The 17,623-nt window shown below is 72.8% G+C and carries 16 protein-coding genes; 9 read left to right on the top strand and 7 right to left on the bottom strand.

What is annotated here, in order from left to right; all coding sequences use genetic code 11:
• Window positions 1-6: 6 nt before the first annotated feature.
• Window positions 7-288 carry an HPr family phosphocarrier protein gene (locus tag ACFY0K_RS40210; protein WP_007385204.1) on the bottom strand — a complete coding sequence of 94 codons (282 nt, stop codon included), beginning with the start codon at window positions 286-288 and terminating at the stop codon, window positions 7-9.
• 177 nt (window positions 289-465) lie between these two features.
• Here ACFY0K_RS40210 and ACFY0K_RS40205 point away from each other — a divergent pair, with 177 nt between their 5' ends.
• From ACFY0K_RS40205 to ACFY0K_RS40185, 5 genes are all read left to right on the top strand, one after another.
• The gene (locus ACFY0K_RS40205) at window positions 466-3,540 is read left to right on the top strand and encodes a GNAT family N-acetyltransferase (RefSeq protein WP_390644024.1); all 3,075 of its coding nucleotides are present in this window, start codon (window positions 466-468) and stop codon (window positions 3,538-3,540) included.
• A 125-nt stretch (window positions 3,541-3,665) separates the two neighbouring features.
• Window positions 3,666-4,262, top strand: a complete 597-nt coding sequence (locus ACFY0K_RS40200) for a DUF5998 family protein (RefSeq protein ID WP_093498645.1) — start codon at window positions 3,666-3,668, stop codon at window positions 4,260-4,262.
• Window positions 4,262-5,455 carry an alkaline phosphatase family protein gene (locus ACFY0K_RS40195; protein WP_390644023.1) on the top strand — a complete coding sequence of 398 codons (1,194 nt, stop codon included), beginning with the start codon at window positions 4,262-4,264 and terminating at the stop codon, window positions 5,453-5,455. Before ACFY0K_RS40200 ends, ACFY0K_RS40195 begins: the two co-directional genes overlap by 1 nt.
• A gap of 52 nt (window positions 5,456-5,507) precedes the next feature.
• Window positions 5,508-6,158, top strand: coding sequence for a thymidine kinase (locus ACFY0K_RS40190; protein ID WP_351960194.1), 651 nt, complete (start codon window positions 5,508-5,510; stop codon window positions 6,156-6,158).
• A gap of 57 nt (window positions 6,159-6,215) precedes the next feature.
• The gene (locus ACFY0K_RS40185) at window positions 6,216-6,977 is read left to right on the top strand and encodes an SDR family NAD(P)-dependent oxidoreductase (protein ID WP_390644022.1); all 762 of its coding nucleotides are present in this window, start codon (window positions 6,216-6,218) and stop codon (window positions 6,975-6,977) included.
• Between the two features lie 87 nt (window positions 6,978-7,064).
• Here the strand turns inward: ACFY0K_RS40185 and ACFY0K_RS40180 are convergent, their stop codons facing one another.
• On the bottom strand, window positions 7,065-7,868 hold the full coding sequence (locus tag ACFY0K_RS40180) for a VOC family protein (RefSeq protein ID WP_390644021.1): 804 nt from the start codon (window positions 7,866-7,868) through the stop codon (window positions 7,065-7,067).
• Window positions 7,869-8,181: 313 nt separating this feature from the next.
• On the opposite strand from ACFY0K_RS40180, the gene ACFY0K_RS40175 reads away from it, so the two are divergent.
• Complete coding sequence (locus tag ACFY0K_RS40175; RefSeq protein ID WP_390644020.1) at window positions 8,182-9,024, top strand: sulfurtransferase; 843 nt, start codon at window positions 8,182-8,184, stop codon at window positions 9,022-9,024.
• Window positions 9,025-9,079: 55 nt separating this feature from the next.
• On the opposite strand, the gene sepH is transcribed toward ACFY0K_RS40175, so the two are convergent.
• From sepH to ACFY0K_RS40155, 4 genes are all read right to left on the bottom strand, one after another.
• Window positions 9,080-10,117 carry a septation protein SepH gene (gene sepH, locus ACFY0K_RS40170; RefSeq protein WP_351960190.1) on the bottom strand — a complete coding sequence of 346 codons (1,038 nt, stop codon included), beginning with the start codon at window positions 10,115-10,117 and terminating at the stop codon, window positions 9,080-9,082.
• Between the two features lie 803 nt (window positions 10,118-10,920).
• Complete coding sequence (locus ACFY0K_RS40165; RefSeq protein ID WP_390644019.1) at window positions 10,921-11,310, bottom strand: hypothetical protein; 390 nt, start codon at window positions 11,308-11,310, stop codon at window positions 10,921-10,923.
• A gap of 29 nt (window positions 11,311-11,339) precedes the next feature.
• On the bottom strand, window positions 11,340-12,659 hold the full coding sequence (locus ACFY0K_RS40160; RefSeq protein ID WP_390644018.1) for a D-arabinono-1,4-lactone oxidase: 1,320 nt from the start codon (window positions 12,657-12,659) through the stop codon (window positions 11,340-11,342).
• A complete protein-coding gene (locus ACFY0K_RS40155; RefSeq protein ID WP_390644017.1) occupies window positions 12,619-13,857 on the bottom strand; it encodes an MFS transporter in 1,239 nt (412 codons plus the stop codon). The genes ACFY0K_RS40160 and ACFY0K_RS40155 overlap by 41 nt, the downstream gene beginning before the upstream one ends.
• Before the next feature lie 163 nt (window positions 13,858-14,020).
• Here ACFY0K_RS40155 and ACFY0K_RS40150 point away from each other — a divergent pair, with 163 nt between their 5' ends.
• Entirely contained in the window at window positions 14,021-15,148 is a 1,128-nt protein-coding gene (locus tag ACFY0K_RS40150; RefSeq protein WP_382729602.1) for a ferrochelatase, read from the top strand.
• Between the two features lie 8 nt (window positions 15,149-15,156).
• Window positions 15,157-15,972, top strand: a complete 816-nt coding sequence (locus ACFY0K_RS40145; protein ID WP_390644016.1) for an inositol monophosphatase family protein — start codon at window positions 15,157-15,159, stop codon at window positions 15,970-15,972.
• 399 nt (window positions 15,973-16,371) lie between these two features.
• Here ACFY0K_RS40145 and ACFY0K_RS40140 read toward each other — a convergent pair whose 3' ends face one another.
• Window positions 16,372-16,545 carry a hypothetical protein gene (locus ACFY0K_RS40140; protein ID WP_167450044.1) on the bottom strand — a complete coding sequence of 58 codons (174 nt, stop codon included), beginning with the start codon at window positions 16,543-16,545 and terminating at the stop codon, window positions 16,372-16,374.
• 419 nt (window positions 16,546-16,964) lie between these two features.
• Between ACFY0K_RS40140 and ACFY0K_RS40135 the strand changes: the two genes are divergently transcribed.
• On the top strand, window positions 16,965-17,618 hold the full coding sequence (locus tag ACFY0K_RS40135) for a response regulator transcription factor (RefSeq protein WP_003993508.1): 654 nt from the start codon (window positions 16,965-16,967) through the stop codon (window positions 17,616-17,618).
• Window positions 17,619-17,623 lie beyond the last annotated feature (5 nt).

The raw sequence follows: 17,623 nt of genomic DNA, 5'->3' as shown, positions 1-17,623 counted from the left end.
GGTCGCTCAGACGGTCTCGGGGAGCTCTTCGAGACCCTCGGCGACCAGCTTGGCCAGGCGGTCGAGCGCGGCGTCCGCGCCCTCGGCGTCGGAGGCGAGGACGATCTCCTCGCCGCCCTGGGCGCCCAGCCCCAGGACAGCCAGCATGGAGGCCGCGTTGACGGGGTTGCCGTCGGCCTTGGCGATCGTCACCGGGATGCCTGCGGCCGTGGCGGCCCGGACGAAGATGGAAGCGGGGCGGGCGTGGAGGCCCTCGGCCCAGCCGACGTTGACGCGGCGCTCAGCCATGTGATGCTGCCCTTCGGTGTTCAGGGTTGTCTAGACCAGTTTCCCATATCGTGAAGCGTGCCCGGAGGGGGCGTGTGCCCCTCCGGGTCGGGTCGCCGGACCGCGGCCTCGGTCCGACGTCCGTCCTCCACAGACTGCCTCGCGCCGTTGTCGGACGCGAGCCGTACTCTGGGGCCCATGCAGACCCCGGCGGACCCGCAGGACCGGCACGAGTACCCGTCCCACTGGGAGGCTGACGTGGTGCTGCGCGACGGGGGTACCGCGCGCGTCCGGCCCATCACCGTCGATGACGCCGAGCGCCTGGTCAGCTTCTACGAGCAGGTCTCGGACGAGTCGAAGTACTACCGCTTCTTCGCGCCCTACCCCAGGCTCTCCGCCAAGGACGTCCACCGCTTCACGCACCACGACTTTGTGGACAGGGTGGGGCTCGCGGCCACCATCGGCGGCGAGTTCATCGCAACCGTACGCTATGACCGCATTGGCCCGGGCGGGACGCCCGCCTCCGCGCCCGCCGACGAGGCCGAGGTCGCCTTCCTCGTCCAGGACGCCCACCAGGGCCGGGGCGTCGCCTCCGCCCTGCTCGAGCACATCGCGGCCGTCGCGCGTGAGCGCGGGATCCGCCGCTTCGCCGCCGAGGTGCTGCCCGCCAACACCAAGATGATCAAGGTGTTCATGGACGCCGGCTACACCCAGAAGCGCAGCTTCGAGGACGGTGTCGTCCGCCTGGAGTTCGACCTGGAGCCCACCGACCGCTCCCTCGCCGTGCAGCGCGCCCGCGAGCAGCGCGCGGAGGCCCGTTCGGTACGACGGCTGCTGGCACCGGGGTCCGTGGCCGTGATCGGCGTCGGCCGCACGCCCGGCGGGGTCGGCCGCAGCGTCCTCGGCAATCTGCGGGACGCCGGCTTCACCGGCCGCCTGCACGCCGTGAACCGGGCCTTCCCCGACGACCTGAAGGAGGTCGACGGGGTGCCGGCACACCGCTCCGTGCGGGACATCGACGGGCCCGTCGACCTCGCGGTGGTCGCGGTACCCGCCGAGCACGTCCCCGACGTCGTCACCGAGTGCGGCGAGCACGGCGTCCAGGGACTCGTCGTCCTCGCCGCGGGCTACGCGGAGAGCGGTCCCGACGGCCGCGAGCGCCAGCGCGCCCTCGTCCGGCAGGCCCGCACCTACGGCATGCGCATCATCGGCCCCAACGCCTTCGGGATCATCAACACCGCGGACGGCATCCGGCTGAACGCCTCCCTCGCACCCGAGATGCCCCGCCCCGGCCGCATCGGCCTGTTCGCCCAGTCCGGCGCCATCGGCATCGCCCTGCTCTCCCGGCTGCACCGGCGCGGCGGCGGCGTCACCGGCACCACCGGCGTCTCCACCTTCGTCTCCTCCGGCAACCGCGCGGACGTCTCCGGCAACGACGTCCTCCAGTACTGGTACGACGACCCCGAGACCGACGTCGTCCTCATGTACCTGGAGTCCATCGGCAACCCGCGCAAGTTCACCCGCCTCGCGCGGCGGACGGGGGCGGCGAAGCCGCTCGTCGTGGTGCAGGGCGCGGGGCAGGCGCCGCCGGGCCACGCGGTCCGGGCGACGCGGCTGCCGCACGCCACGGTGTCCGCGCTGCTCAGGCAGGCCGGGGTGATCCGCGTCGACACGATCACCGAACTGGTCGACGCGGGGCTGCTGCTCGCCCGGCAGCCGCTGCCTGCGGGGCCGCGGGTGGCGATCCTCGGCAACTCGGAGTCGCTCGGGCTGCTGACCTACGACCGGTGCCTCGCGGAGGGGCTGCGGCCGGCCCGGCCGCAGGACCTGACGACGCGGGCGAGTGCCGCGGACTTCCACCAGGCGCTGTCGCGGGCGCTGGCCGACGACTCGTGCGACGCGGTGGTCGTCACGGCCATCCCGACGATCGGTGAGGGGGCGGTCGGGGACGCGGAGCTGGCGGACGCGCTGCGCTCGGCGGCCGAAGAGGTTCCGGGGAAGCCGGTGCTGGTGGTGCACGTGGAGCTCGGGGGGCTGGCGGAGGCGCTTTCGGCCGCGGGCCGTACCGCACCTTCGGCTGGTGCGACGGCACCCGGCACTGGTGGCGGTGCCCACCCGTTCCGCCCTGCGGAACGCCTGCCCACCGCGGAAGCCGCGCAAGCGGGGGAACGCCTGCCCACCGCGGGAGCCGCGGAAGCCGCGCAAGCGGGGGGAAGCCTGCCCACCGTGGAAGGCGCGGGAGCCGCGGGAGCGGGGGAACGCCTGCCTGCCGCGGGAGCCGCGGAACGCCTGCCCGCCGCGGAGGCCGGGGGCCCCACAGGAGTGGTGGCACCGTCGGTCACGCTGCCGCGGTCTCCGAAGCGCTTCGCCGCCGAGATCCCCGAGGCCTCCCGGACCCCCCACCCCCACTCCCGCCTCATCCCCGCCTACCCCGCCGCCGAGCGGGCCGTTCGGGCGCTCGCCGAGGCCGTGAAGTACGCGCAGTGGCAGCGGGAGGCCGCCGAGCCCGGGAAGGTGCCCGAGTACGACGACATCGACGAGCGGGGCGCCGCCGAGCTGATCGGCGGGCTGCTCGAACGCGGCGAGGGGCTCACCATCGGCGCCGAGGAGACCTGCCGGCTCCTCGGCAGGTACGGCATCGACGTGCACCGCGCCCTGCCCGCCCCCACCCCCGATGCCGCCGCCGACGCCGCCCGCGCCCTCGGCTACCCCGTCGCCCTCAAGGCCACCGCCCCCCACCTGCGGCACCGCGCCGACCTGGGCGGTGTCCGGCTCGACCTGGCGGACGAGGAGCAACTGCGGCGGGCGTACGACGAGTTGAGCGAGCTGTTCGGGGCGCCCGAGGAGCTGCGGCCGGTGGTGCAGCGGATGGCGCCCCGGGGCGTGGACACAGTCGTCCGGGCCGTGATCGACCCGGCCGCCGGAGCCGTGGTGTCCTTCGGCCTCGCCGGGGCCGCCTCGCAGCTGCTCGGGGACATGGCGCACCGGCTGGTTCCGGTCACCGACCGGGACGCCACCTCACTGGTGCGCTCGATCCGGACGGCACCCCTGCTGTTCGGCTGGCGCGGCTCGGCCCCCGTCGACACGCCCGCTCTGGAGGAGCTGCTGCTCAGGGTCTCCCGGCTGGTGGACGACCACCCCGAGGTCGTCGCGGTCACCCTGGAGCCGGTCGTGGTCGCCCCGCAGGGCGTGAGCGTGCTGGGCGCAACCGTGCGTCTCGCCCCGCCTCCCGCCCGCGACGATCTGGGCCCGCGCACCCTGCCCGCCTACTGATCCGCCGGCCCTCCGGGACGAACGCCCGCACGCCCCGTCGCCGTTCGACGGCGCCGCGGGCGACCGCCGTGGCGCCGGACGCGACCGCGCACGACTGGCCCGGGTCCCCCTGCCCACGGATTAGGATGGACGCCATGGCCAAGACCAGTACGACGACCCAGGGGCTGCGTGTCGCGATCGAGCGCAGCGGCTACTACCCGGCCCTCGTGGCCGAGGCGGTGGAGGCCGCCATCGGCGGCGAGCCGATCCGGTCGTACCTGGTCCACCAGGAGACGACGTTCGACCAGAACGAGGTGCGGCGGCACGTCACCGTGCTCGTCCTCACCGGCAACCGCTTCATCGTCAGCCACACCGACGAGCAGGCCGCCGACAGCACCTCCCCGACGCCGTACGCGACCACCTCCACCGAGTCGGTTAAGCTCGGCCGGATCTCGTCGGTGGTGGTGAGCCGGGTCGTGGCCAACCCGGAGCAGTACACACCGGGCACCCTGCCCCGCGAGATCGTGCTGACCATCGGCTGGGGCGCCGTCTCCCGCATCGACCTGGAGCCCGCCGCCTGCGGCGACCCCAACTGCGAGGCGGACCACGGCTACACCGGCAACTCCACGGCGGACGACCTCAGTCTGCGGGTCAGCGAGGCCGGGGACGGCCCGGAGACGGTGCGCCAGGCGCTCGCCTTCGCGCAGGCCATCTCCGAGGCGACCGCGGACGTCACCCGCTGATGGCGTACGCCGCCTGGGACCATCCCGAACCTCTCGCCCTCGGATCCGCGCCGCTGCCCGAGTACGGCAGCGGTTCCCTCGCCGACCTGCTGCCCACCCTGGCCGCGGGCATGGCCGTACCCGGAATGACCGCGTCGATCACGGAGCTGACGCCCGCCGACCGCAACTGCGTCTTCCTGATCGACGGTCTGGGATGGGAGCAGATCAGGGCCCACCCGGACGAGGCGCCCTTCCTGACCTCGCTGCTCGGCAGCTCGCGCGGCGGCACCGGACGGCCCCTCACCGCCGGCTACCCGGCGACCACCGCGACTTCCCTCGCCTCCGTCGGCACCGGCCTGCCGCCGGGCGCGCACGGCCTGCCCGGCTACACGGTCCGCAACCCGCAGACCCAGGAGCTGATGAACCAGCTGCGCTGGCAGCCCTGGACCGACCCGGCCGCCTGGCAGCCGTACCCCACCGTCTTCCAGCTCGCCCAGCACGCCGGCGTGCACGCCGCCCAGGTGTCCTCCCCGCATTTCGAGCACACCCCGCTCACCAAGGTCGCGCTCAGCGGCGGAACGTTTCACGGGCGGCTGACCGGCGAGGAGCGGATGGACCTCGCGGCGGAGCAGCTCGCCGCCGCCGACCGCGCCCTGGTCTACACGTACTACGCCGAACTGGACGGCGCCGGGCACCGCTACGGCGTGGACTCCGACACCTGGCGCGGCCAGCTCATGCACGTCGACCGGCTCGTGCAGCGGCTCGCCGAGCAACTCCCGGCGCGCAGCGCGCTGTACGTCACCGCCGACCACGGCATGGTCGACATCCCGTTCGACGAAGAGCACCGCATCGACTTCGACGAGGACTGGGAGCTCAAGGCAGGCGTCGCCCTGCTCGGCGGCGAGGGACGGGCCCGGCACGTCTACGCGGTGCCCGGCGCCGCGAACGACGTCCTGACCTGCTGGCGCGAGGTGCTCGGCGAGCAGTTCTGGGTGGCCTCCCGGGACGAGGCGATCGCGGCCGGCTGGTTCGGCCCGCCGGACCGGTTCGAGGAGCGGGTGTACGACCGGATCGGCGACGTGGTCGCGGCCGCGCACGACGACGTCCTGATCATCGCCTCGGAGCGGGAGCCCAAGGAGTCGGCCATGGTCGGCAACCACGGCTCGATGACCCCCGCCGAGCAGCTCGTGCCGCTGCTCGAAGTACGCTCCTGACACCCTGCCCCCGCCCTGCCCCCACCACTGACCGAAAGGTGTTCAACTCCCCATGCCCGAGCTGGTGTTCTTCTCCGGAACGATGGACTGCGGGAAGTCGACGCTGGCGCTGCAGATCGCGCACAACCGGTCGGCGAGGGGGCTGCAGGGTCTGATCTTCACCCGGGACGACCGGGCGGGGGAGGGGAAGCTCTCGTCGCGGCTCGGTCTGGTGACCGACGCGGTCGAGGCGGTGCCGGGCATGGATCTGTACGCCCACGTCGTCGACCGGATCTCGCAGGGCGGCAGGGTCGACTACCTGATCGTCGACGAGGCGCAGTTCCTGGAGCCGGAGCAGATCGACCAACTGGCGCGGGTCGTGGACGACCTGGGCCTGGACGTCTTCTCCTTCGGCATCACCACCGACTTCCGCACGAAGCTCTTCCCCGGCTCGCGGCGGCTGATCGAACTGGCGGACCGCCTTGAGACGCTCCAGGTGGAGGCGATGTGCTGGTGCGGGGCGCGTGCCACGCACAACGCCCGCACGGTGGGCGGCGAGATGGTGGTGGAAGGCGAACAGGTCGTCGTCGGTGACGTGAGCAGTCCCGCGGCGGAGGTCGGCTACGAGGTGCTGTGCCGACGTCACCACCGCCGCCGTGTGACGAGCGCTGCCGCCCACGCCGGCGCGCTCTCGCCGGACGTCCTGCCGGTGACCTCCGACTGATTCCGGCCGCCTGATTCCGGCCGCCTGATCCCGGCCTCGCGCAAAGGAGCAGCCTCCATGACCGCCCGTTTCAAGGACAAGGTCGTCGTCGTCACCGGGGCCGGAGCCGGCATCGGCCGGGCCAGCGCCAGGGCCTTCGCCCGTGAGGGTGCCACCGTGGTCGCCGCCGGGGCCCGGCCGGAGTCCATCGAGGAGACGGTGCGGCTCGTCGCAGCGGACGGCGGCACGGCCGCCGCTGTCGTCGCCGACGTCACCCGGCCCGAGGACATGGAACGCCTGGTGCGCACCACGGTGGACCGCCACGGCGGACTGCACGTCGCGCACAACAACGCGGGCGTCTTCGGCAGGCCCGCCCCGGTCGCCGACCTGGACCTGTCGGCGTGGCAGTCCGTGCTGGACGTCAACCTGAACGGTGTCCTGCTCAGCATGCAGCCGGAGATCCGGCACATGCGGGCGCACGGCGGCGGTGTCATCGTCAACACCGCGTCCAACATCGGATACCACGGGCGCCGCCCCGGCATGGCCGCCTACGCCGCGTCCAAGGCCGCCGTGAGCACCCTCACCCGGGTCGCCGCCCTGGACCACATCAAGGACAACGTGCGCATCAACGCGGTGAGCCCCGGCGCCACGGACACCGGCATGTCGCTGCGCCCCGGCGAGACCGACGCCGATCGCGCGGCCCGGCTTGCCACGACGGTTCCGATCGCCCGCGTCGCGACCACGGACGAGATCGTCAACGCGGTGCTGTGGCTGGCGTCCGACGAGTCGAGCTTCGTCGTCGGCCACGACCTCGTCGTCGACGGCGGCGTCACCACCTGATCCGGCGGACGACCACCCCTGCGTTCCGGTCCCGCGCGTCCGCGGTGCGGGACGGGCGGACGCGCGCCGTCCCGCACCGGCGGCGGCTCAACGCGGGCTCTGGACCACCGAGAAGACCGCGCCCTCCGGGTCGGCCACCGTCGCGACCCGCCCGTGCGCGCTGTCCCGGGCCGGCTTCAGCACCTGCCCGCCGAGCTCGGCGACCTCCCGCAGGGTCACGTCCGTGTCGGCCACCTCGAAGTACGTCAGCCAGTGCGGCCCCCGGCCCCGGGGCAGCGAGAGGCCGACTCCGTGGATGCCGGCCACCGGGCGGCCCCCGACGTGCAGGGTCACGTAGTCGAAGCCGGCGGAGACCACCGGCTCCTCCTCGTAACCGAACACCGCCGCGTAGAACTTGGCGACGCTCGACGTCTCGAAGGTGAGCAGCTCGTCCCAGACCGGTGTGCCCGGGACACCGGTCAGGGCCGTGACGAGATGGGCCGATCCCTGCCAGATGCCGAACACCGCGCCCGAGGGGTCGGAGGCGATGGCCATCCGGCCGGCCTCGGCGGCGTCCAGCGGGCCGACGCCCACCGTGCCGCCGCACAGCCGGGCCGTCTCGGCCGTCAGGTCCACGTCGTCCGAGGCGAAGTACGGCGTCCACGCGATCGGCAGATGCAGGTCCGGCGGCAGCTGCCCGATGCCCGCGACCTCCCGCCCGCCGAGCAGCGCCCGGACATAAGGGCCGAGCTGCTGCGGGCCGGGCTCGAACTCCCAGCCGAACAAGGCTCCGTAGAACTCCTCTGTCGCGGTCAAGCCGTGCACCATCAGACTCACCCAGCAGGGGGTGCCGGGCGCGCGCCGAGCGTGCGTGTCGCCGTTCGGGCCGGCCGCTCCCCGTACCTCGGTCATCGTCACTCTCTCCTCGGCCCCTCGCGGTGGCCGTGTCGCTTCCGCTGTCCGGACCGGCTGTGCCGCAGCCGCGGGCACGCACCGTGCCGATGCTCGCACCCTCCGTGGCGTCCTGCGTCCACGGCCGTGGGGCGGCTTTGCCGCGAGGATGCCTGGTCTGCCGTTTCTCGCCCGTTTCCGGCCGATTGCCGTCGGGTGGCCATCAGCTGTACAGCATGTGCCCGATCCCGTACGCCCGGTGATCGAGCCTGTCCGGCCGAGCAGAGTAGTCGTACCTGGACGATGCGGCCACCCCTGGCGTAAGGATGGGGCCATGGAAGCCATCATCACCGCAAGCGAACTCGCCGACGGCCTGACCGGGCCGAACCCGCCCGTCCTGCTGGACGTCCGCTGGCAGCTGACCCCGCCCGGCACCCCGCCCTTCGACGGCCGGGCGGCCTACGCGGCCGGGCATCTGCCGGGCGCCGTCTACGTGCACCTGGACGGCGAACTCGCCTCGCCGCCCGGCGTGAACGGCCGTCATCCGCTGCCCGACCTGGCCGTCTTCGGCGCGGCGATGCGCCGTGCGGGGGTGTCGGCGGGCCGGCCGGTCGTGGTGTACGACGGCGGGCAGGGCTGGGCGGCGGCCCGCGCCTGGTGGCTGCTGCGCTGGACGGGTCACCCGGACGTGCGGGTCCTCGACGGCGGGTTGCCGTCCTGGACCGGCGCTCTTTCGGCTGACGTGCCCGAGCCGGCCGAGGGTGACTTCGAACCGGCCCCGGGGGCCGGGCAGTTGCTCGACGCGGACGGGGCGGCGGCGCTGGCCCGCTCGGGTGTGCTGTTCGACGCCCGTGCGGGGGAGCGGTACCGGGGTGACGTGGAGCCGATCGACCGGGTCGGCGGCCACATCCCGGGCGCCGTGTCGGCGCCGACCACCGAGAACGTCGGCCCGGACGGCCGTTTCCTGCCCGCCGCCGTGCTCCGGGACCGGTTCAAGGGCCTGGGCGCCTCGGCGGGCGCCGAGGTGGGCGTGTACTGCGGCTCGGGCGTCTCCGGTGCCCACGAGGTGCTGGCGCTGGCCGTCGCGGGCATCGAGGCCGCGCTGTACGTCGGTTCCTGGTCGGAGTGGTCCGCCGACCCGTCCCGTCCGGTGGCGGTCGGCCCCGACCCGCAGTAGCGCAACGGGAAGGAGGGGGGCACGCGCGCGTGCCCCCCTCCTTCCTTTCAGCCTCTTACTCCTGCTTCTTGCGCCGCGTCCCGAAGACGATCTCGTCCCAGCTCGGCACGGCGGCACGGCGGCCGGGGCGGACGCCGTCGGCCTCGGCCTGGCGGTCGGTGGCACCGATCAGCCGGTCCCGGTGGCTGCCGACGGAGCGCGGCATGAGGACGTCCGCATAGGCGGAGCCGGCCGAGGCGGCGGGGGCCGGGGGCTCCTCCGCGGCCGGTTCCGGAGCGGGTTCCTCCGGGACCTCCACCGGGCGCTCCGGGACCACCATGTCGCCCCGGAAGCTCGGTACCGCCTCCAGCAGGCTGGTCAGCGAGTCCCGTTCGCCGATCGTCTCCTCGACCGGGTCGGACGACTGGGCGGGCAGGCTCGGCCGCTCGCGGTCCCGGTCGCCGGAACGGTCCAGCGGCCGGTCCCGCGGCAGCCGCGCGATGCGCGGCACGAACGGAAAGCTGGGCTCCGGTACGGCGAGGTCCTCGGACTCGCCGATCAGCGAGCGCGCCTCGTCGTCGACCGCCTGGACGAGCCGCCGCGGCGGGTCGTAGGTCCAGCTCGCCGAGTGCGGTTCGCCCGCGACCCGGTAGACGAGCAGGACCTCCCAGGTGCCGTCGTCGCGGCGCCAGGAGTCCCACTGCACGGTGTCCTTCTCGGCACCGCGCAGCACCAGCCGCTCCTGCACGGCCTCGCCGAGCAGTGGCCCGGAGTTCTCGCCGGGCCGGCGGACCGGTGTCTTGCGGGCCCGCTCGGCCATGAAGGCGCGCTCGGCCAGTACCGGACCCTCGAAGCGCCGCACCCGGTCGACGGGGATCCCGGCGAGCTGCGCGACCTCTTCCGCCGTCGCGCCCGCTCGTATCCGCGCCTGGATGTCCCGTGGCCGGAGATGGCTCTCGACCTCGATCTCGATCTGTCCGAGCCGGGGCCGGTCGCCGCGTACGGCGGCACGGAGCCGTTCGTCGATCGGAAGGGTGTACTCCGTTGAGTCGGCAGCCTTGAGCACCAGCCGTGTGCCGTCATTGGAGACGGCCACGACACGCAGTTCGGGCATGGGGACCTCCCGGGTGGTGCCTGCCGACGTCACGTGCGTCGCTGCTTCCGCTAGTCGAGTGTGGCCTGCCCGGGTGCAGCCTGCCACAACCTTGCCGAGTTGCCCGGCGTGTCGGGCACGGGCCCTGCACCGCCGTTATGGCACGGTTACCTATTCGCAACGCTAAGTGACCAACTCCGTCACCCTGTGCAACTAGCCCCCTCCCGGCGGTCCTGCAAGGCCTCGGACGCCCTGGCGGGAGACCGGACCCAGGGCTCGCAACAGTACTCCATTCGGACCACGTGCGTGGATTGGCGCGCCGCCCAACTTCTGGCAACAACCGCTCCCCGGCCGTTGTTTACCCGTATCGGGCGATCTTGAACGTGGCATACTTCACGCAATCCTCAGAAACGGAACTAATGGTTTCGTCCGTACGTCCCTTTCTCATGCAGTCGATCGAACAAGTGCGGGAAAGGCAGGCAAGGTTCGGTAATGCGTGAAAGGCCCGGTTCCGGTGACGAGACCAGTACGGGGGAGGAGGTGAAGAGAAGTTCGAAGCGGATCGATCTCAACGTGCCCCAGGTCGCGGGCAGCGCGGTGGCCGCGGTGGTGGCCGCCAAACTGGCGTCCTACTTCGGGGTGTACGGGACGATCCTGGGCGCCGGAGTCGTCAGTGTGGTCGCCACCTGCGGCGGCTCGGTGTTCCAGCACTTCTTCCGGCGCACCGGCGAACAGTTCCGCGACGCGACGGTGACCGGGCCCAGAACCCAGCGCCCCCGGGAGCAAGCTCCCCCGGCCTCGGGCGAGTTCAACGAGGGCACCGTCTACCGTGCCCGGGTGCGGACCTGGCGTCGCCCGCTGGTCGCGGCCGCTCTGGTGTTCGGGGTGACCATGGCCGGCATCACGGCCTGGGAACTGGTCGCCGGCACCAGCTTCAGCGGCGGCCACGGCACGACGGTCAGCGGCGCGGTCACCCGCAGCACCACGTCCTCCGGGTCGGCCGGCACCTCCGGCGCCTCCGGCGACTCCGGCTCCTCCGGCGCCACGGACTCCCCGGGACCCGCGGGCTCTTCGGGCTCCGGCGACGGTACGGCCGCTTCGCCCACCCCGTCGCCGGCTTCCTCCTCGGCGGCGCCCCCCGCCCCGCCGAACACGGAGACCGCGGCACCGGCACCGAGCGGGTCCGCGAGCGGGCAGCCGAGCGCGGCCCCCACGCCCGGCGACTCCGCCGGCGGCGCCACGGCTACGGGCCCAGAACCCTCCGCAGATAGTCGTTCTGGAACAGCCGGTCCGGATCGAGCTGGTCCCGCAGCGCGGTGAACTCACCGAAGCGCGGGTAGACCCCGGCGAAGTAGTCCGCGTCCCGGGTGTGCACCTTGCCCCAGTGCGGACGGCCCTCGTGCGCGGTGAAGATGCGCTCGGCGGCGGTGAAGTACGCCTGGTACGGCGTGCCCCGGAACATGTGCACGGCGACGTAGGCGCTGTCCCGGGCGGAGGCGGTGGACAGGGCGATGTCGTCGGCGGGGGCGGTGCGGACCTCGACCGGGAAGTTCACCCTGAGACCGGAACGGTCGACCATCGCCTTGAGTTCCCGCAGCGTGTCCACCAGCGCCTCGCGGGGCACCGCGTACTCCATCTCCACGAACCGCACCCGGCGCGGGGATGTGAAGACCTTGTAGGGAATGTCCGTGTACGACCGCGCGGACAGCGCCGTACTGGAGATCCGGGCGACCGTCGGGACGACGGCGGGTACCGCGCGGCCGAGCAACTGCGCGGCGTGGAAGACCCCGTTGGAGAGGAACTCGTCCTCGAACCAGCCGGCCAGCTGCCCCACCGGCTGCGGCGGGCCGGCGCTGCGGTTGTTGCGCTTGGTGTTGGTGTTGCCGGTGTGCGGGAACCAGTAGAACTCGAAGTGCTCGTTCTCGGTCCGGAGCTGGTCGAACTCGGCCAGCACGCGGTCCAGGGGCATCGGCTCCTCGCGCGCGGTGAGCAGGAAGACCGGCTCCACCGCGAACGTGATCGCGGTGACGATGCCCAGCGCGCCGAGCCCGACCCGCGCGGCCGCGAACACCTCCGGGTTCTCCTTCTCCGAGCAGGTCAGCACCGAGCCGTCCGCGGTGACCAGTTCCAGTTCCCTGATCTGCGCGGCGAGCGACGCCGACTCGCGCCCGGTGCCGTGGGTGCCGGTGCTGGTGGCCCCGGAGACCGTCTGCTCCATGATGTCGCCCATGTTGGTCAGCGACAGGCCCTCACGGGCCAGGGCCACGTTGAGTCGCTTGAGCGGCGTACCGGCCTCGACCGTGACGGTCATGGCCTTGCGGTCGATGTCGCGTATGCCGGTCAACAGCTGGGGGCGGACCGAGACACCGTCGGTCGCGGCGATCGCGGTGAAGGAGTGGCCGCTGCCGACCGCCTTCACCTTCAGGCCGTCCTCCGCCGCCTGCCGTACGGCCGCCGCCAGTTCGTCCACGGAGGCGGGCACGACCTCCCGCGCGGGGCGGACGGTGACATTCCCTCCCCAGTTACGCCACGTGCCGTTCTTCCCGCTCGCTGTACTGCTCAACGGTGCCTCCCCGACCCGTGACCGGCCTGCTGAGCCGGCGGTACCCGAGGAAACCGACCGCGACCGCGACGGCACCGGACACGGCCGGAACCCCGTACCCGGCACGGGCGCCGGCCGCGTCGATCACCCAGCCGGCGACCGAGGAGCCGAGCGCCACCCCGACCGCGAGGCCGGTGCTCACCCAGGTCATGCCCTCGGTGAGTTTCGCGCGAGGTACGTGCTTTTCGATGAGGGACATCGTCGTGATCATCGTCGGTGCGATGGACAGGCCCGCAACGAACAGCGCCACGGCCAGAAGCGGCAAGTTTCCGACCAGTAGGAGGGGGATCATACTCACGGCCATCGCGCATATGCCCAGCAGCCACCTGCGTTCCGGTCTCCCCGCGAACCGCATGAGACCGAAGACCGCGCCGGCCACGCAGGAGCCCGCCGCGTACAGCGCCAGGACGACGCTGGAGGCGGCCTTGTGGCCCTGTTCGTCGGCGAAGGCGACGGTCACCACGTCGACCGCCCCGAAGATCGCTCCGGTGGCCACGAAGGTCGCCACCAGCACCTGGAGGCCGGGCGCGCGCAGCGCCGAACCGCCGCCGTGGTGGTCGCGCGGGTGCGGCTCGGGTTCGGTGGCCCGCTGGGCGGTCAGCCAGAAGACACCGGCGGCGAGGAAGCAGGCGGCCAGCAGCGGGCCCGCCTCCGGGAACCAGGTCGTGGACAGGCCGATGGAGAGGATCGGCCCGAAGATGAAGCACACCTCGTCGACGACGGACTCGAACGAGTAGGCGGTGTGCAGCTGCGGGGTGCCCCGGTAGAGGGCGGCCCAGCGGGCCCGGATCATCGCGCCCAGGCTCGGCACCGCGCCGATTCCCGCGGCGCACAGGAACAGCACCCAGTCCGGCCCCTCGTAGTGCGCGGCGAGCAGCAGCCCGGCCGCCGCGGCGAGCGCGAGCAGGGTCGCGGGGCGCAGGACGCGGCGCTGGCCGTGCCGGTCGACCAGCCGGGACACCTGCGGCCCGAGCGCGGCGGCGGACAGCGCCATGGTGGCCGACAGTGCGCCCGCGAGCCCGTACCGCCCGCTGAGCTGGGAGATCATCGTGACCACGCCGATGCCCATCATCGACAGCGGCATCCGGCCGACGAAGCCCGCGGCGGAGAAGCCCTTGCTGCCGGGGGCGGCGAACAGGGCGCGGTAGGGGCTGGGCACGGGGCTCTCCGGCAGATGTGCGAGTAAGGCGTGATGGCGGCTGATACAGCTTACGAGTGGGACTGCCGTCCTGCACCCGCCCGGCACCGGGGATAAACCTCCCGAATCCGACTCTTCACGCTCCTGTTTCCGGGCCGTCAGTGCCGGGTGGCAGGATCGGCACATGTCAGACGCGCTCGATGCCACCCCCTACGACGCCCTGCTCCTGCTCTCCTTCGGCGGCCCGGAAGGCCCGGACGACGTGGTCCCGTTCCTGGAGAACGTGACGCGCGGGCGCGGTATCCCGAAGGAACGTCTCAAGGAAGTCGGGCAGCACTACTTCCTGTTCGGCGGGGTCAGCCCGATCAACGACCAGAACCGCGCCCTGCTGGACGCCCTGCGCAAGGACTTCGCCGAGCACGGCCTGGACCTGCCGATCTACTGGGGCAACCGGAACTGGGCGCCGTACCTGACGGACACCCTGCGCGAGATGGTCGCCGACGGCCGCCGCCGCATCCTGGTGCTCGCCACCAGCGCCTACGCCTCCTACTCGGGCTGCCGCCAGTACCGCGAGAACCTCGCGGACTCGCTCGCCGAGCTGGCGGCCGAGGGCCTCGAACTCCCCAGGGTCGACAAGCTGCGGCACTACTTCAACCACCCCGGCTTCCTCGATCCGATGATCGACGGAGTGCTGGCATCCCTCGCCGACCTCCCCGAGGACGTCCGCGCGGGCGCTCACATCGCCTTCACCACCCACTCCATCCCGACCGCGTCCGCCGACACCTCGGGCCCGGTCGAGACGCACGGCGAGGGCGGCGCGTACGTCGAGGAGCACCTGGACGTGGCCGAGCTGATCGCCGACGCGGTCCGGGAGCGCACCGGCGTCGACCACCCCTGGCGGCTCGTCTACCAGTCCCGCTCCGGCGCCCCGCACATCCCGTGGCTGGAGCCGGACATCTGCGACCACCTGGAGGCGCTGCACGGCGCCGGCGTCCCGGCTGTCGTCATGGCCCCCATCGGGTTCGTCTCCGACCACATGGAGGTCCTCTACGACCTCGACACGGAGGCCACGGCCAAGGCCGGGGAGCTGGGCCTGCCGGTACGGCGGTCCGCGACCGTCGGGGACGACCCACGGTTCGCCGCCGCGATCCGCGACCTGGTCCTGGAGCGCGCCGCCGCGGAGAGCGGGCGGGAGGTCACGCCGTGCGCCCTGGGCGCGCTCGGCGCGAGCCACAACGTCTGCCCGGTCGGCTGCTGCCCGGCCCGCGCCCCCCGCCCGGCCGCGGCCGGTGCCGACAGCCCCTACGCGTGAGGAACCCCGTGACCGACGCCCTGCACACGGACCTGCTGGACCTCGCCCGGGAGGCGGCCGCCCGCGCGGGCGAGCTGCTGCGGGACGGACGGCCGGCCGACCTCGCCGTGGCCCGGACCAAGTCCAGTCCGATCGACGTGGTGACCGAGATGGACATCGCGGCGGAGAAACTGATCACCGACCTGATCGCCGGCCACCGCCCCGACGACGGCTTCCTCGGCGAGGAGGGCGCGTCGACGGAGGGCACGAGCGGCGTCCGCTGGGTGATCGACCCGCTCGACGGCACGGTGAACTACCTGTACGGGCTGCCGACCTGGGCGGTCTCCATCGCCGCCGAGCAGGACGGGGAGACCGTGGTCGGCGTCGTGGCGGCCCCGATGCGCGGCGAGACGTACCACGCGGTGCGCGGCGGCGGGGCGTGGGCGACCGGGGCGTGGGAGGGCGAGCGGGAGCTGCGCTGCCGCCCGGCGCCGCCGCTGGACCAGGCGCTGGTGTCGACCGGTTTCAACTACGTCACCGCCGTCCGCACCCACCAGGCCGAGGTCGCGGCCCGGCTGATCCCGCTGCTCCGTGACATCCGGCGCAGCGGGTCGGCCGCGATCGACCTGTGCGACCTGGCCTGCGGCCGGCTGGACGGCTACTACGAGCGCGGCCTCAACGCCTGGGACTGGGGAGCGGGCGACCTCATCGCCCGTGAGGCCGGCGCCCTGACCGGCGGCCGCCCCGGAGAACGCCCCGCACGCTCCCTGACGGTCGCCGGCACCCCCGGCGTCTTCGAGCCCCTCCAGCGCCTCCTGGAGGACTTCGGAGCCTGGCACGACTGAATCCCCCCCGCCCGCCGCGGCGGCGGGCGGGAGAGGATTCCGGACATCGGGCTTGCTGAGCGGGTCCGGCGAAGTCCGCTGGGTGGTTCGCGCCCCGTAGGGGCGCGGGGAACTGCGCGATCAGCCACGACGGTGCCGCGGTCGACCGAAGCGCGTCGCGCGGCACCTCCAGCGGAGCGCTCAGAGTTCTGGGCATCGGTGTCGCAAGGGTCCGGGAGTCCGGATGACCCGTGCCCGAGAGGTCCCGTGCCCGGACCTCTCGGGCACGGGAAAAAGATCTCGGGGCTTGGCGGTCGGCAGGAATCGAACGCCGATGCGGGGGAAGGGATCAGGCAAGAGCAGGGCCCCGGCGCTGGATTCGCCGGGGCCCTGTTCTCGTGGTGCTGTGCTGCGGGACTGTCAGACGCTGGTCGCGCCGACTTCCACACCGTGTTCGGCTGCGAGGCGGCGCAGGTCGTCGAGCTCGGCCTGTTCCACTTCGACGAGGAAGTCGTCACCCTCGTCACGAGCCCGGGTGATGTCGGACTCGGTCGCCTTTATGCGCTGCAGAAGTCCTGCGGTGAATGCGTCCATGCTGCGCCCCCTCGTCCTGGGTCGTGGGTCGGTGGCACGGGGGTGTGCCGTTCGGAAGGGGCGATCACGTCTCTCGCGGGTGCCCAGCGCTGCCCTGCTGGGCGGCGACGGCGCCGGACACCCCCATCGTCCACTCTGCTGTAGCGGCGGTGTACGTACCGCATGGTGCTGCGGCACATGCAGAGCGTGATCGCGGGGTGTACATGCCGTCCTCCCCCCGCTCCTCTCCGTGGAAACCTCAACCGCAGGAGAAAATCCCGCATTCCCGCCCGGCCGCCTCGGATCCGGCTGCCCGGGCCCCTGTCTTACTGCCGACTTATGGCCGAAAAGGGCAGGATGGAGGTCACACATCCCATGGAGACCCCTGCCCGGGTGCGCCGGTGCGCGCTACGCGGGTGGACAGAGGAAGGACAAGCGACGTGCGCGTACTCGTCGTCGAGGACGAGCAACTGCTCGCCGATGCGGTGGCCACCGGACTGCGCCGGGAGGCCATGGCCGTCGACGTCGTGTACGACGGTGCGGCCGCCCTGGAGCGCATCGGCGTCAACGACTACGACGTGGTCGTCCTCGACCGCGACCTCCCCCTCGTGCACGGCGACGACGTCTGCCGCAAGATCGTCGAACTCGGCATGCCCACCCGCGTGCTGATGCTGACCGCCTCCGGTGACGTCAGCGACCGCGTCGAGGGCCTGGAGATCGGCGCCGACGACTACCTCCCCAAGCCCTTCGCCTTCAGCGAGCTCATCGCGCGCGTACGCGCCCTGGGCCGCCGTACCAGCGTGCCGCTGCCCCCCGTCCTGGAGCGCGCCGGCATCAAGCTGGACCCGAACCGCCGCGAGGTCTTCCGCGACGGCAAGGAGGTCCAGCTCGCGCCGAAGGAGTTCGCGGTGCTGGAGGTGCTGATGCGCAGCGAGGGCGCGGTGGTCTCCGCCGAGCAGCTCCTGGAGAAGGCGTGGGACGAGAACACCGACCCCTTCACCAACGTCGTGCGCGTGACCGTGATGACCCTGCGCCGCAAGCTGGGCGAGCCCCCGGTGATCGTCACCGTCCCCGGCTCGGGTTACCGGATCTGATGACC

The organism is Streptomyces sp. NPDC001507 (genome assembly GCF_042894765.1).
Classification (GTDB): domain Bacteria; phylum Actinomycetota; class Actinomycetes; order Streptomycetales; family Streptomycetaceae; genus Streptomyces.
The sequence above is the reverse complement of the archived record's forward strand: the minus strand, read 5'-3'. Positions and strand labels throughout refer to the sequence as shown.

What these genes read in the sequence shown, in the direction of transcription:
- ACFY0K_RS40210 (WP_007385204.1), bottom strand. Translation starts at nt 288, where the DNA reads ATGGCTGAGCGCCGCGTCAACGTCGGCTGGGCCGAGGGCCTCCACGCC.
- ACFY0K_RS40205 (WP_390644024.1), top strand. Translation starts at nt 466, where the DNA reads ATGCAGACCCCGGCGGACCCGCAGGACCGGCACGAGTACCCGTCCCAC.
- ACFY0K_RS40200 (WP_093498645.1), top strand. Translation starts at nt 3,666, where the DNA reads ATGGACGCCATGGCCAAGACCAGTACGACGACCCAGGGGCTGCGTGTC.
- ACFY0K_RS40195 (WP_390644023.1), top strand. Translation starts at nt 4,262, where the DNA reads ATGGCGTACGCCGCCTGGGACCATCCCGAACCTCTCGCCCTCGGATCC.
- ACFY0K_RS40190 (WP_351960194.1), top strand. Translation starts at nt 5,508, where the DNA reads ATGCCCGAGCTGGTGTTCTTCTCCGGAACGATGGACTGCGGGAAGTCG.
- ACFY0K_RS40185 (WP_390644022.1), top strand. Translation starts at nt 6,216, where the DNA reads ATGACCGCCCGTTTCAAGGACAAGGTCGTCGTCGTCACCGGGGCCGGA.
- ACFY0K_RS40180 (WP_390644021.1), bottom strand. Translation starts at nt 7,868, where the DNA reads ATGACCGAGGTACGGGGAGCGGCCGGCCCGAACGGCGACACGCACGCT.
- ACFY0K_RS40175 (WP_390644020.1), top strand. Translation starts at nt 8,182, where the DNA reads ATGGAAGCCATCATCACCGCAAGCGAACTCGCCGACGGCCTGACCGGG.
- sepH (WP_351960190.1), bottom strand. Translation starts at nt 10,117, where the DNA reads ATGCCCGAACTGCGTGTCGTGGCCGTCTCCAATGACGGCACACGGCTG.
- ACFY0K_RS40150 (WP_382729602.1), top strand. Translation starts at nt 14,021, where the DNA reads ATGTCAGACGCGCTCGATGCCACCCCCTACGACGCCCTGCTCCTGCTC.
- ACFY0K_RS40140 (WP_167450044.1), bottom strand. Translation starts at nt 16,545, where the DNA reads ATGGACGCATTCACCGCAGGACTTCTGCAGCGCATAAAGGCGACCGAG.